The sequence below is a fragment of the Streptomyces sp. NBC_00568 genome, from assembly GCF_026341855.1.
Lineage (GTDB): Bacteria > Actinomycetota > Actinomycetes > Streptomycetales > Streptomycetaceae > Streptomyces.
Genome location: NZ_JAPENW010000001.1, coordinates 223721 through 237533 on the forward strand (window position 1 = coordinate 223721; position 13813 = coordinate 237533).

General features: G+C 71.2%; 14 protein-coding genes. 6 read left to right on the plus strand and 8 right to left on the minus strand.

Annotated features, from left to right (window positions below; genetic code table 11):
* Positions 1-8: 8 nt before the first annotated feature.
* The 3 genes from OOK38_RS01000 to OOK38_RS01010 are packed head-to-tail and all read right to left on the minus strand — an operon-like array spanning position 9 to position 2894.
* Complete coding sequence (locus tag OOK38_RS01000; RefSeq protein ID WP_266763985.1) at positions 9-1454, minus strand: NAD(P)/FAD-dependent oxidoreductase; 1446 nt, start codon at positions 1452-1454, stop codon at positions 9-11.
* Positions 1447-1746, minus strand: coding sequence for a (2Fe-2S)-binding protein (locus OOK38_RS01005; protein ID WP_266763984.1), 300 nt, complete (start codon positions 1744-1746; stop codon positions 1447-1449). Before OOK38_RS01005 ends, OOK38_RS01000 begins: the two co-directional genes overlap by 8 nt.
* Positions 1743-2894: an FAD-binding oxidoreductase gene (locus OOK38_RS01010; protein ID WP_266763983.1), complete on the minus strand. Its 1152-nt coding sequence runs from the start codon at positions 2892-2894 to the stop codon at positions 1743-1745. The genes OOK38_RS01005 and OOK38_RS01010 overlap by 4 nt, the downstream gene beginning before the upstream one ends.
* A gap of 135 nt (positions 2895-3029) precedes the next feature.
* Here OOK38_RS01010 and OOK38_RS01015 point away from each other — a divergent pair, with 135 nt between their 5' ends.
* A complete protein-coding gene (locus OOK38_RS01015) occupies positions 3030-4439 on the plus strand; it encodes an aminopeptidase P family protein (RefSeq protein ID WP_266763982.1) in 1410 nt (469 codons plus the stop codon).
* 72 nt (positions 4440-4511) lie between these two features.
* Here the strand turns inward: OOK38_RS01015 and OOK38_RS01020 are convergent, their stop codons facing one another.
* Genes OOK38_RS01020 through OOK38_RS01035 form a run of 4 tightly spaced genes read right to left on the minus strand, consistent with a single transcriptional unit; the run spans position 4512 to position 8508 of the window.
* A complete protein-coding gene (locus OOK38_RS01020; RefSeq protein WP_266763981.1) occupies positions 4512-5327 on the minus strand; it encodes an ABC transporter permease in 816 nt (271 codons plus the stop codon).
* Positions 5328-5337: 10 nt separating this feature from the next.
* Positions 5338-6228 carry an ABC transporter permease gene (locus tag OOK38_RS01025; protein WP_266763980.1) on the minus strand — a complete coding sequence of 297 codons (891 nt, stop codon included), beginning with the start codon at positions 6226-6228 and terminating at the stop codon, positions 5338-5340.
* A 7-nt stretch (positions 6229-6235) separates the two neighbouring features.
* The gene (locus OOK38_RS01030; protein ID WP_323178775.1) at positions 6236-7432 is read right to left on the minus strand and encodes an ABC transporter substrate-binding protein; all 1197 of its coding nucleotides are present in this window, start codon (positions 7430-7432) and stop codon (positions 6236-6238) included.
* Between the two features lie 38 nt (positions 7433-7470).
* Positions 7471-8508, minus strand: coding sequence for an ABC transporter ATP-binding protein (locus OOK38_RS01035; protein WP_266763978.1), 1038 nt, complete (start codon positions 8506-8508; stop codon positions 7471-7473).
* A gap of 122 nt (positions 8509-8630) precedes the next feature.
* Here OOK38_RS01035 and OOK38_RS01040 point away from each other — a divergent pair, with 122 nt between their 5' ends.
* Complete coding sequence (locus OOK38_RS01040; protein WP_266763977.1) at positions 8631-9449, plus strand: FadR/GntR family transcriptional regulator; 819 nt, start codon at positions 8631-8633, stop codon at positions 9447-9449.
* The gene (locus OOK38_RS01045; RefSeq protein ID WP_266763976.1) at positions 9406-10185 is read left to right on the plus strand and encodes a cache domain-containing protein; all 780 of its coding nucleotides are present in this window, start codon (positions 9406-9408) and stop codon (positions 10183-10185) included. The genes OOK38_RS01040 and OOK38_RS01045 overlap by 44 nt, the downstream gene beginning before the upstream one ends.
* Before the next feature lie 150 nt (positions 10186-10335).
* On the opposite strand, the gene OOK38_RS01050 is transcribed toward OOK38_RS01045, so the two are convergent.
* Positions 10336-10995, minus strand: a complete 660-nt coding sequence (locus tag OOK38_RS01050; RefSeq protein ID WP_266763975.1) for a hypothetical protein — start codon at positions 10993-10995, stop codon at positions 10336-10338.
* 270 nt (positions 10996-11265) lie between these two features.
* Between OOK38_RS01050 and OOK38_RS01055 the strand changes: the two genes are divergently transcribed.
* The 3 genes from OOK38_RS01055 to OOK38_RS01065 are packed head-to-tail and all read left to right on the plus strand — an operon-like array spanning position 11266 to position 13725.
* On the plus strand, positions 11266-11922 hold the full coding sequence (locus tag OOK38_RS01055) for a helix-turn-helix transcriptional regulator (RefSeq protein ID WP_266763974.1): 657 nt from the start codon (positions 11266-11268) through the stop codon (positions 11920-11922).
* Positions 11923-11954: 32 nt separating this feature from the next.
* On the plus strand, positions 11955-12485 hold the full coding sequence (locus OOK38_RS01060) for a toxin-antitoxin system, toxin component (RefSeq protein WP_266765942.1): 531 nt from the start codon (positions 11955-11957) through the stop codon (positions 12483-12485).
* Positions 12486-12498: 13 nt separating this feature from the next.
* On the plus strand, positions 12499-13725 hold the full coding sequence (locus OOK38_RS01065) for an MAB_1171c family putative transporter (RefSeq protein WP_266763973.1): 1227 nt from the start codon (positions 12499-12501) through the stop codon (positions 13723-13725).
* Positions 13726-13813: the final 88 nt, after the last annotated feature.

The window sequence follows — 13813 nt, forward strand, 5'->3', positions numbered from 1 at the left end:
GGGGCGGGTCACTCCCGGGCAGGGGACGAACCCGCGCCCGGGGCCCCGTCGTCGCCGTCCGTACCGGCGCGGGCGAGCACGCCGAGCGGTACCGGGCGCGCCAACAGCCGTCGTGCGGGCGTCTGTTCGCAGCCGACGAGCCCGGCGACCGCGGGTTCGCACATCCGGCCCTGGCACCATCCCATCCCGGCCCGGGTGAGCAGCTTGACCGTCCGTACGTCGCCGGCACCGAGGTCGGTGACGGCCTCGCGGATACGGCCGCCGGTCACCTCCTCGCAGCGGCACACGACGGTGTCGTCGGTGACCTGGTCCGTCCAGTGCGCGGGTGGCGCGTACACGGCGTCGAGCGCGGCGAAGAAGGTGCGCATCCTCGTACGGGACTTGACCGCTCGGGCCACCGCACGCGGGTCGGGTTCGGTACCCGAGAGCCGGGCGGCGATCGACCGGCCCGCGAGGTGTCCCTCGGTCAGGGAGAGCGCGGCGCCGCCGATGCCGGTGGTCTCGCCCGCGGCCCAGACGCCGGGCACGTCGGTGCGCTGCTCGTCGTCCGCATCGACCCTCAGTCCGTCGATGCGGCAGCCGAGCGCTTCGGCGAGGTCGGTGTGCGGGATCATCCCGTGTCCGACGGCGAGCGTGTCGCAGGGGATGCGGCGCCCGGTTCCGGTCCTGACCCGCCCGTCGGGGCCGAGCGCGGCGACGGTGACGGCTTCGAGCCGCTCCTCGCCATGGGCCTCGACGACGGTGTGCGACGGGACGAACGGCACGCGATGACGCAGAAGTTGAACCGCGTAACGGGCTCCCTCGGCAAGCTTGCCCGGCTGAGCCGCCATCGCCCCGGCCCTGCGGACGAACGCTCGGGGACCGGCGGACTCCACCAGGGCCGCGACCTCCACTCCGGCGGCCGCCAGCCCGGTCGCCACGGGCAGCAGCAACGGTCCGGTGCCCGCGACGACAGCGGTCCGCCCCGGCACGACGAGGCCGCCCTTGAGCATGGCCTGGGCGCCGCCCGCGGTCACGACACCGGGCAGGGTCCAGCCGGGGAACGGCAGCACCTTCTCGTATCCACCGGTGGCGAGGAGCACGGCGTCGGCGCGCACGGTGACGGAGCGTTCCTGGAGAGGGCCGAGGAGGGCGTGGACGCTGAATCCGGGTCGTGCGCCCGCCCCGGTCCGTTCGACCAGCCACACATGATGGTCCGTCAAGTGCTCGATCGTGCCCGTTTCCAGGTGTGCCGCGAGCCCCAGTTCCAGCCGTTCCCAGGTACGCCACTGGTGGTGCAGCGCGCGAGGCCGCCGGGCACCGAGACCGCTCGCGGCCCGGCGGTAGAACTGCCCGCCCGCCGCAGCGGCCGAGTCGATCAGCGTCACATGGATGCCGCGTGCCGCCGCGGCGAGGGACGCGGCGAGACCGGCCGGGCCCGCGCCGATCACCGCGAGGTGGCGTCCGTCAGTCATCGTGGCCCGTGCCTTCCTGTGTGCGGATCGTGTCGCCCGGCTCCAGCGGGACCAGACAGGCCCGCTGATTGGGGCGGCCGTTGACGGTGACGAGGCAGTCGAAGCAGACGCCGATGCCGCAGAAGACGCCGCGGGGCCGGCCCGCGTCGCGGGTGGTGCGCCAGGAGGTGACGCCCGCGGCCCACAGTGCGGCGGCGACGGTCCGGCCGGGCAGCGCCTCGATCTCCCGGCCGTCGAGGGTGACGGTGAACGCGGGGCCGGGTTCGGCCCGTACGAGGTCCAGGGGGTTCACACGGCCTCCTCGGGGAAACGGTCGGGACGGAACGGCGCGAGGTCGAGCTCGGGTGTCTTGCCGGCCAGGACCTGCGCGATGAGCTGTCCCGTTCCGGTGGACAGTCCGATGCCCGCCCCTTCGTGCCCGCAGGCGTGGAAGAGACCGGGCGCCCGGGGGTCGGGGCCGATCGCGGGCAGGTGGTCGGGCAGGTAGGGCCGGAAGCCGAGATAGGTCCGCAGGGCGCGCACCTCCGCCAGGAAGGGGAAGAGCCGTGTGGCCCCCGCCGCCAGTTCGCGTACGACGGGCAGCGAGAAGGACCGGTCGAAGCCGACCCGTTCCCGGCTCGCGCCGATCAGGATCGGACCGGCCGCGGTCCCCTCCACCACCGGCGAGGTCTGGAGCGCGGCCGAGTCACTGGCGACGTCGGCGACGTAGTCCGCGGCGTACACCTTGTGGCGCACCCGGCGCGGCAGGGGTTCGGTGACGAGGACGAAGCCTCGGCGGGGCAGCACGGGAAGGGTGACACCGGCGAGGGAGGCCACCGCCGCGCCCCACGTCCCGGCCGCGTTGACGATGGCCGGCGCGTGCAGATCACCCCGGTCGGTGCGCACGCCGCGGACCGAGCCGTCCCGTGCGCGCAGCACCTCGGTCACGGTGCGCCCGGTCAGCAGCCGCGCGCCCGAAGCCCGGAGAAGATGCGCGGCGGCCAGGGCGGGCATCACCTGGGTGTCCTGCGGATAGCGCACGGCGCCCGCGAGTCCGGGCGCCAGGTACGGTTCCAGATCGTGGAGTCGGTCGGCGGTGACCGGTTCGGCCAGCACACCGGCCGCCCGCTGGCCCGCGGCGAAGGTCTCCAGCGCGGCCAGGCCTTCGGGCGTGGCGGCCACGACGACGCCGCCCTTGGCCTCGTACTCGATCTCCTCCGCCCGTTCCTGGGCGAGGTCGGCCCACAGGCGCCCGGAGAACAGCGCGAGGTCGAGCTCGGGCCCGGGTTCCTTGTCGGAGACGAGCAGGTTCCCCTCCCCCGCGCCGGTCGTGCCGCCGGTCACCGGGCCGCGGTCCACCACGGCGACGTCGAGGCCCGCGCGAGCCGCGTACAGGGCGCAGGCAGCGCCCACCATTCCGGCTCCGACGACCACGACATCGCAGGTAAATGGCTTGCTCACATCAGTACTATGTCACATGCTTCTCTCGTACGGAACAGTCGACGCCCCGCCCGGACACCCCACCCGGACGTCCCGTCGGGCGCGCCCCGGACGACACCACCCGCGCGACACGACCTACACGAGAAGGTGCCTGACGTGGCCAAGGGCCGAAAGAACGGTCTCTACCGAGGAATCTCCGACGAGCTGTCCGCCCTGATGCGCACGGGCTGGGCGGACACCGAGCAGCACGATCTGCGGCCGAACGAGCAGGCGGCCCACGCGGCCCGCCGCCGCGCCGCGCTCTCCGCCCTCTTCCCGGGCGAGCGGCTGGTCGTCCCGTCCGGAGGACTCAAGACCCGGTCGAACGACACCCATTACCCGTTCCGCCCGTACTCGGGATACGTCCACCTGACAGGTGATCAGACGCGTGACGGCGCACTCGTGCTGGAGCCCCGCGCGGAGGGCGGTCACGACGCGCACTGTTATCAGCTCCCCCGCGACAGCCGGGACAGTGACGAGTTCTGGACGGGCATGACGGCCGAGCTGTGGATGGGCCGTCGCCGCTCCCTCGCCGAGTCGGAGCAGGTGCTCGGACTCCCCTGCCGTGACATCCGCACGATCTCCGGGGACCTGGCGCACTCGGGTGTCCCGACCCGTGTCGTCCGCGGCCACGCCCCCGCGATCGAGGCCTCGCTCGTCACGGACGAGGAGCGGGACGCCGAGCTGGAGGAGGCGCTCTCCGGGCTGCGGCTGGTCAAGGACGCCTGGGAGATCGGCGAGCTGCGCCGGGCGGTGGACTCCACCGTGCGCGGATTCACCGATGTCGTACGGGAGTTGTCGCAGGCGGTCGCCACCTCGGAGCGATGGATCGAGGGCACCTTCTTCCGCCGCGCCCGCGTCGAGGGCAACGACGTCGGCTACGGCTCGATCTGCGCGGCCGGCGAGCACGCCACGATCATGCACTGGGTGGAGAACGACGGCCCGGTCCGCCCCGGCGAGCTGCTGCTGCTCGACGCGGGCGTGGAGACCCGCACCCTCTACACCGCCGACGTGACCCGCACCCTTCCCATCAGCGGCACGTTCAGTCCGATCCAGCGCGAGGTCTACGACGCCGTGTTCGAGGCGCAGGAGGCGGGCATGGCGGCGGTGAAGCCGGGTGCCCTGTACCGCGACTTCCATGACGCCGCCCAGTGGTCGCTGACCGAGCGGCTGGTGGCGTGGGGCTTCATCGAGGGCCCGGTGGAGCGCGCCTTCGACCTCGGTCTCCAGCGCCGCTTCACCATGGCGGGCACCGGGCACATGCTCGGGCTCGACGTCCACGACTGCGCCCGGGCCCGCAACGAGGACTATGTCGGCGGCGTCCTGGAGCCGGGCATGGTCCTCACCGTGGAGCCGGGCCTCTACTTCCAGCCGGACGACCTGACCGTGCCCGAGGAGTGGCGCGGCATCGGCGTACGGATCGAGGACGACCTCCTGGTCACGGCCGACGGCCATGAGAACCTCTCGGGCGCGCTTCCTCGCTCTGCCGATGAAGTGGAGGCGTGGATGCGGGAGTTCGCCGGATAGTCCCGGCCCGCCAGAAGCCCGGCCACGGCCCGCTCACCGCTCGGAGCGGGCTCACGGCCACTCGCCGCCCGCTCAGATCCTGCTCTCGGCCGCCGTGTCGGCGGACAGCCGCTGTGCCGCGTAGATCGGAATCACCGAGAGCAGAACGAGCACGGCGGCCACGACGTTCACGACCGGTGCCTGCCGGGGTCTGGTCATGTTGTCGAAGATCCAGATCGGCAGAGTCTCGATGCCGGGCCCGGCCGTGAACGTCGTCACGACGATCTCGTCGAAGGACAGCGCGAAGGCGAGCAGTCCGCCGGCCAGCAGCGCCGAGCGCACCAGCGGGAAGGTGACGTCGGCGAAGGCGCGGAAGGTGTCCGCGCCCAGGTCCATCGCGGCTTCCTCGTACGTTCCGGACGTACGGCGCAGTCGTGCGACGACGTTGTTGAAGACGACGACGATGCAGAAGGTCGCGTGGCCGACGATCACGGTGAACATGCCGAGTCCGACGCCGAGCGGTTCGAGCACCGTGCTGAACGCCGAGTTGAGCGCGATGCCCGTGACGATGCCGGGCAGCGCGATCGGCAGGACGACCACGAAGGAGATGGCGTCGCGGCCGAAGAAGCGGTGGCGGGCGACCGCGAAGGCGATCAGGGTGCCGAGGACCAGCGCGATCGCCGTGGCCCCGAGGCCCGCCTTGACCGAGACCCACAGCGCGGCGCGGGCACCCTCGTTGGCCCAGGCGACCGACCACCAGTGGAAGGTGAGCCCGGTCGGCGGCCAGCTCGCGCTGCGGTCCGGGTTGAAGGAGTTGACCAGGACGAGCGCGAGCGGCACGTAGATGACCGCGAAGCCGAGCCCGGCGGCGACGCGCAGCGCGATGCGCGCGGAACGGGAGAGTTGCACAGCGGGCTCCTCAGAGACTGCTCAGGGCGCCCGTGCGGCGCATCGCGAGGAGGTACACCACGATGACCACGACGGGGACCGTGCCGAGCGCGGCGGCCATGGGCAGGTTCAGTTCGATGTTGGAGTAGACGACGTTGCCGATCAGCTGGGTCTTGCCGCCGACGATCTGCACGGTGATGTAGTCGCCGAGACTGAGCGAGAAGGTGAAGACCGAGCCGGCGGCCACGGAGGGCAGGACCATCGGCAGCACGACCGACCGGAAGGTGCGCCCCGCACCGGCGCCCAAGTCCGCCGACGCGTCGAGCAGGTTGGCCGGCAGCTGCTCCAGCGCGGTGTGGATCGGCAGGATCATGTACGGCAGCCAGAGGTAGGTGAGCGCGATGATCGCCGCGACCAGTCCGTACCCGGGTCCGCTCAGCCCGAAGGGCTTCAGCATCCAGTCGGCGAGGCCGCCTTGGGAGAGGATCAGCCGCCAGGCGTACACCTTGACGAGGTAACTCGCCCACAACGGGGTGAGGATGGCGACGACGAGCAGCGGGCGCCGGGCGGGCTTGGCGATGCGGGCGGTGTAGAAGGCGATCGGGAAGGCGATCACCGCGCACAGGACGGTGACCGCGAGGGCGACGCCGATGCTGCGCAGGATGACCTGCCGGTACACGGGCGTGGTGAACAACTGGTGGAAGTTGTCGGTCGACCAGACCTTCACGACCTCGGAGGTGAAGGAGTTCGTCGTCCAGAACGCCGACACGAACAGCACGGCCAGCGAGCCGAGATAGAGGACCGCGAGCCAGAGCAGCGGTGCGGTCAGGAGCAGGGACAGCCGCAGCCGGGAGTGCCGGTGCAGGGTCCCGGCGAGCCGCCGGACGGGGGAGCGTCCGGCGGCCTGCGGGGTGGAGGTCATCGCTTGTTCAGCCCTTGATCTCGGTCCAGGCCTGGACCCACTTCGCGTACGGGACGCACTTGACGTCGGTGCGGCCGTCGAGGCACTGCTCGATGGGCGTGTTCCAGAACGCGATGTTCTTCCAGTAGCTCTCGTCGGTGGCGTGGTAGGTGTCGCAGAAGGTCTTGTCGCTGGTCTCCTCGCACGCCTCGGCGTTGGCGGGCGCCTCCCCGAAGTACTCGGCGACCTGGGCGTTCACCTTCGGTGAGATGATCCAGTCCATCCACTTGTAGGCGCAGTTGGGGTGCTTGGCCCCGGCCGAGATCATCCAGGTGTCGGACCAGCCGGTGGAACCCTCCTTGGGCACGAAGGCCTTGACCTTGGCCCCCTCGTCGGCCGTGAGGTTGGCGATGACCTGCCAGGTGGTACCGACCACGGAGTCCCCGCTCTTGAACGCGGAGATCTCCTTGAGGTAGTCGCTCCAGTACTCCCCCACGTTCGCGCTCTGCTTCTTCAGCAGCGCGACGGCCGCGTCGAACTGCTTCTGGTCGAGCGCGTAGGGGTCCTTGATCTTCAACTCGGGCTTGGTCGCCTTCAGATACAGCGCCGCGTCGGCGATGTAGATCGGTGAGTCGTACGCGGTGACGTGGCCCTTGTTCGCCGGGGCGTCGTCGAAGACCGCCGACCAGGACGTGGGCGCGGGGGTGACCTTCTCGGTGTTGTACATCAGGAGGTTGGCGCCGCGGCCGTGCGGGATGCCGTACATCTGGCCGTCGACGGAGTTCCAGGCGCCCTTCTTCAGGCCGCTGAAGACGTCCTTGTAGTTCGGTACGAGGCCGGTGTTGACCGGGGCCGCGTCGCCCGAGGCTATGAGCCGGAGGGAGGCGTCTCCGGAGGCGGAGACCGCGTCGTACTGGCCGGTCTTCATCAGCTTGACCATCTCGTCGGAGCTGGCGGCGACCTTGGAGTTGACCTGACAGCCGGTCTGCTTCTCGAAGTCCCCGACCCAGTCGACCTTCGGATCGTTGGAACCGTCCTCGACATAGCCGGCCCAGGCGATCAGGTTGACCTGCCCCTCGGTCTTGCCGAGCTTCGACTGCGCCTTGAGGTCGGGCGGGTTGAGGCCGGTGGACGAGGAAGAGCCGGTGTCGGACGATCCGCAGGCGGTGGCCGCGAGGAGCACCGCGACGGCGGTGGCGGCCTTGAGGGTTGGGGTGAGGCGCACGGCGTACTCCATACGTGACGGGGGACTGAGCGTGGGAGTCAGCGGGGGTCGGGGACCTGGAAGGTGTGGCGGCGGTGCCACTGGAGCCGGACCCGGGTGCCGCGCAGGGCGGCGACGTCCTCGGAGGAGGTCTCCAGGTTCTGCTGGAGCGCGGTGAGGCGGCCGCCCGCGTCGAGGTCCACCAGGAAGCGGGTGGAGTCGCCGAGGTAGACGACCTCGGCGACGGTGCCGGTGGCGGTGGAGTGCTCCGGCTCGTCCGCCTCGGCGGACTCCTTGAGGACCCGGATCTTCTCGGGCCGGATGCTGTAGGTGCCCGGGGCGCCGACGACCTGTTGCGCCGACTGGCCCTCGAGCAGGTTGGACGTGCCGACGAAACCCGCGACGAACGGGGTGGCGGGGCGTTCGTAGATCTCGGCCGGGGTGCCGACCTGTTCGATGCGGCCCTGGTGGAAGACGGCGATGCGGTCGCTCATCGTCAGGGCCTCCTCCTGATCGTGGGTGACGAACACGAAGGTGATGCCGACCTCGCGCTGGATCGCCTTGAGTTCGACCTGCATCTGCTCGCGGAGCTTGAGGTCGAGGGCGCCGAGCGGCTCGTCGAGCAGCAGGACGCGGGGGCGGCCGACGAGGGCCCTGGCGAGGGCGACGCGCTGGCGCTGGCCTCCGGAGAGCTGGCCCGGACGGCGCCGGCCGAACCCTTCGAGACGTACGTCGGCGAGTGCCTTGCGGGCCCTGACGAGCCGCTCGGCCTTCCGCACCTTGCGGACCTTGAGTCCGTAGGCGACGTTCTGTTCGACGGTCATGTGCGGGAACAGGGCGTAGTCCTGGAAGACCGTGTGCACGTCCCGTTCGAAGGGGGCGAGACCGGTGACCTCCTGGCCGGCCAGCTCGATCCGGCCCGCGGTAGGGCTCTCGAATCCGGCGATCATCCGCAGGACGGTGGTCTTGCCCGAGCCGGACGGGCCGAGCATCGAGAAGAACTCGCCGTCGGCTATCTCCAGATCGACTCCTGCCACGGCGGTCGTGTCACCGAACGCCTTTCGCAGGCCCTGGAGCCGGATCGCCTTTGCCTCCATGGGCGGGGAACCTTTCTGGTGCAGGTGTGCGTTGCAACACTGACCGGAAAGATATGAAGTCATAGTTCAAATCTCAAGACCCCTTTAGAGTAAAGGTTGAGTCAACGCACAAGGTGGTGACCGTGAAGCAACACAGGGGCGACGGCGTCCGCAGAGCCGTCTTCACTCCCGTGGACAACCGCGCGCGCGTCGAGACGGTCGTACACCGGATCGGCGACGCCATCGAGCTCGGGCTGCTCGCCGACGGCGAGCAGCTGCCCGGCGAGATGGAGCTGGCCGGGCAGCTCGGCGTGTCCACGGTCACCCTGCGCGAGGCCCTCATGGCCCTGCGGCAGCAGGGTCTGGTCACCACGCGGCGGGGGCGCGGGGGCGGCAGCTTCGTGTCCCTGCCCGAAGTGCCGGGCGAGGAACGGCTGAAGGCCCGGCTGGCCGGCTGGAGCACCGAGGAACTGCGGGACTTGGGCGACCACTGGGCAGCCGTGTCCGGAGCGGCCGCCCGGCTCGCGGCGCAGCGGACGGAACCGGACGACCTCAAGGCGCTGCGCCGCACGCTGGACGACCTGGCGTCCGCCGAGGACGCCGCCGCCCGCAGCCGCGTCTACGGCCGCTTCCATGTCGAGCTCGCCGCGGCGGCGCAGTCCGCCCGGCTGACCCGTGAACAGGTCGTGCTCCAGACGGAGGTGGGGGCGCTGATGTGCCTCGTGCTCGGGGACGACGAATATCGTGAAGAAGTCGCAGACCGTCACCGCTCCGTAATCTCCGCCGTGCAAGATGGGGCCCACGATTCGGCCAGAGCGCTGGCCGAGCGGTGCGTACAGGACTCGACGGCGCGGCTCATCACCCTCCGCCTCGCGATGCCACGCGCCGTGTCCGGTCCCCGTCCGCTGGAGGGCACCCATGAGCAGGAGCCCAGGCCCGGCCGGCGCGACCGCGACGCTTGACGCCACCCCCGAGGCGGCCGTCGCCGCGCAGGTCCGCTCCACGCTCGAGGCCGTCTTCGAAGCGGTCGCCGAGACCCGCGCCGACACGACCGCTCTCCTCGCCCGCGTCGCCGCGCAGGGCCGCCGCCCCGCGACGGCGGATCTGGCGGCACTGCGACCGGGGCTGCATCTGCGGCTCACCCGGCGGGAGTTGGTGTCGGGCGCCGGCTTCGTGGCCGCGCCGGGCCTGCTCGGTGACGTACCGGCGTGGCTGGAGTGGTGGCAGCAGAGCTCCGACGGGGGTGTACGGCCCTTGCTGCTCGACCTCGATCCGGCGCACTCCGCGTACTCCGACTACACGCACTGGGACTGGTTCGCGCTTCCCCGCGACACCGGGCAGCGCGCGGTCGCCGGGCCCTATGTCGACTACCTCTGCTCCGACGAGTACAGCCTCACACTGTCCGTACCCGTCCACATGGAGGGCCGGTTCGTCGGGGTCGCCGCGGCCGACGTGTATCTGCGGCACTTCGAGGGCACCGTCGTCCCGCTCCTCCAGCGGCTGCCCGGAGCGGCCTACCTGGTGAACGCGCGCGGACGGGTGGCGGCGTCCGCCGACCCGGGCCATCTGGCCGGATCGCTCACCAGGGGACCGGACTTCGCGTCCGTGCTGTCGGCGGCCCGGAGCATGCGCTTCGAGGAAATGCGGCTCGTCCCGTGCGACGGCGTGCCACTCGTCCTCGTGACCCCGGCCGTCTGACTTCGACCGCGTACCGAGGTCCACGACCTGCCGAGGTCTGCAACCTGCCGAGGTCTACGACCGCTTACGCGTCCCGCTTCCGGGAAGCCGCACCACGGCCCGCGCCCGGTCGAGGACACGCACCAGTGGCCCGAAGGCCGACGGCGCGGGTCACACCGCCCGCAGCTCCGCCGCGCCGTTGCGTGTCGTGCGGGCCTTGCGCGGCGGGCCCGCGACCGGGCGGACGGCCTCGCGCAGCACCAGGGTCATCCGCGTGTAGCCCATGTTCTGAAGGGTCTTGGGCGTGTCGTCGACGATCCGGCAGTCCGTGCGGCCCCAGCGCGGGTCGGGGTGCACCAGCGGGCGGACGGCTCCGTCGTGCTCGACGGCGCCGGGACCCACCGCGCGGATCCAGTGCGGCAGACCGTGCCGATAGGCGGCATCCATGATCGGGTCCTGGGCGATGTCCCGGCGGATCGACTGGAGTCCGCGGTCCTGGCCGTGCCGCTCCACCGCCGCGGCGAATTGCGCGAGCATCGGCAGGCACCAGCTCGACTCGTGCTCGCCGAGGATCGACCCCGCGTCCGGATGGAACAGGACGAACCGAAGGAAGTTGTCGCCCGGCATGGCGGTCGGATGGGTACCGACGCCGTCGAAAAGTGTCTCGAATGCGGCGTTGGACAGAACGACGTCCCAGCGGTGGTCGAACACGACGGAGGGGAAGGGGACGGCCTCAAGCAGCGTGGCGTAGTCCTGGAGGTACGCCTGAGCTTCGAGACTCTCGGGGACAGGTCGCGGCTGGGACCGCTGCCTTCCTGCCTGGTACGCCATCGGGAGGTCACCCCTCTTGCCTCTGCGGCCTTCACGCGGCGCCCCGATCCTGATGCCCCGGGCACAGGCGTGTCAACTATCGTGGCATTTGGCGCTTGTTGACGGCTGAATCTCGCCACAGTTGTGGCGAGACCTGGATGTGAGTTCGAGCGAGGGGCTACGCTCCGGATGGTCCCCGGTCTTGGCACCGGGATGGTTTTCCGACCTTCGTGTCCACATGGTTCCCGACCTTCGTGAGAGCCACCTGAGAGAGACGTAGGAGATCTGTCGGTGACGGATGGCTTCGAGGTTCCGGGCGCCACGGCGACGGTTCTGCTGCAGGCCGTCGTGGCCCGGGTCACCGCACTCGCCGACCGGCTCGGCGTGCTGCACGCCGAAGTCTTCGACGTCCAGCGGCTGTCGACCGGGTCCGGCGTCCCCGAACCCGTGGTGAGGGCCCTGCTCAGCGGCCGCCGCGCCGGGGAGCCCGATCTGCAGGCACGGTTCCTGCAGCGCCTCGACCTGCTGCGCCGGACCCGGCTCAAGCCCAACGGGCGCCGCTACACCCAGCAGGAGATCGCGGACGGCGCCGGCATGTCGCGTCAGCAGGCGGGCGCCCTCATCAACGGCGACCGGCGCCCCACCATGGAGCACTGCGACGCCATCCAGCGCTTCTTCCGGGTGCCCGCCGGATTCCTCACGGCCGAGGACTCCGAAGCGCTCGTGGGCGCCCTGCAGCGCTCGGAACAGGAACTCCTGCAACGGCTCGCCGACCGCGAACGCGCGGCGGCCACCGTCGCCGACGATCCCCTGGAGCGGCTGCTCCTCGACCACGGGGTCCGCGGAATCGCCTGGCGGGCCGCGCAGTTGCCCACCGACCAGCACCGGGACAAGGTCGCGGAGTGGCTGGACATGCTCCTGGAGAGCGTCAAGCGGCCAGAGTCGTGAGCCGGGGGAGATCAGTGGGCATCGGAAGGGAAATGCGCCGTCTGTGCGGCGAGTTGGTCTCGGAGCTCTCGCTCCCGGCGCCGGCGGCACCCGCCGACCTCTACACGGCGCTGTGCTGCGCGATGAGCAGACGCCGCGGCCGCCCCGTCCAGTTCCGTACGGCCGTGTTCCCGCCCGGCACCGCCAGCGGCCTGTGGCTCGACATGGCCGAGCAGGACCTCGTCGTCATCGAGGAACGCACCGCGCCCGACCACCAGTTGGTCATCCTCGGCCATGAGCTGTGGCACATGAAGGCCGGGCACTGCAGCCATCACGTCGGGGGCGCGGCCGTCGCGGCGCGCTTACTCAGCGACACCGCGGACCTCGAGGCGACCGTCCTGAGAGTGGCCGCGCGCACCCGATTCGACCTCGCGGACGAGAAGGAGGCCGAGAGCTTCGGTCTTCTGCTCGCCAGCAAGTGCCGTACCTGGCTGGCCGGTTCGTCGCTGCGCGGCCCGGTGCAGCAGCACGGTCTGGCCGGGCGCATCGAGACCTCCCTGGGCTGCCGCGGGCCACGGGGCTGACGGTCCCGGAACCATGGACGGATCCAGCTACTACATCCCGGCCGTCGCCATGGGCGCCGCCATCGGCTTCAAGGGACCCACGCTCCTGCGCGGCTGGCGCGACCCGCTGCTGCGTTCCGTGGGTGTGCTGCTCGCCCTCGCCGGTCTGGTGTTCCTCTTCGCGGCCCCGCCCACCATCGCCGCGGTCAACGACATCACCGGGATACCCAACGTCTCGGCGCCGCTGGTCTACTGCCTGCTGAGTGCCTACAGCGCCTCGTGTCTGGTGCTCATCATCAACTGGCGCGGCGGACCGCCCGAGGTGACCCGACGGCTCTCACGCCGCTGGATCCTCGGCTACACCGTGGTCGGCGTGGCGCTGATCGCGCTGTTCGCCCTCGGGGACGCCTCCGTCGAACGGCTGCGGGACCTCGACACCTACTACGCCAACACCCCCTTCATCCGCGAGATGATCGTGCTCTACCTCGTCTCGCTGACCGCGGCGGGTGTCGCGATGAACGTCATGTGCTGGCGCTGGGCCGCCCAGGTGCGCGGCCGGCTGCGCGCCGGGCTGGTGATCATCGCGTTCGGCTCGCTGTGCAACATCCCCTACTCGGCGGCCAAGCTGACCGCCGTGGTGGCCCGCTGGTTCGGCGGGAACCTCGACGGCCTGAGCACCAACGCGGCACCCGTACTGGCCTCGGCGGGGGCCCAGATCACCGCCGTCGGGTTCTGTCTTCCGCTCGCCTTGCAGCGCATCGAGGACAGCTGGAACACCTGGTCGACCTATCGCACACTCGGGCCGCTGTGGCGCGAACTGAGGCCGGTCTCCGTGCCGGAGGACCGCGCGGTGCGGATCTCCTGGTGGTCGCCCGCCGAACTCCAGGTCACCCAGCGGGAGTCCGACATCCACGACGGCATGCTGAGCCTCTACCCCTACTTCGACTCCGCGGTGCGCTCCCGGGCCTACGGCGCCGCGGTCGCGGCGGGCTCCTCCCCCACCGAGGCGCACGCCGAGGCGGACGCCGCCATGGTGACGGTCGCCGTGCGGGCCAGGGCCGCCGATCCGGAGGGCCGGGTCATCAGCTCGGCGGAGGAGGTCTCCGCGCCGCCGACCGCCGGATCGACGTTCGCGCACACCGACGGCCCGCGGGACCTCGTACGCATGTCCATCGCGCTGCGCCGGTCGCCCGTCGTCGCGGCGGCCCGTGGCCGGGCGGCGACCAGGGCGGCGAGCGACTCCCGCGAACGAACGGGCTAGCCCGGCGACCGGGTCGGCAGGCGGCTCCCGCGAACGAACGGGATGACCGCTCCGGGCACACCGCCGCGTCCGAAGGAGCGGCTGGTCT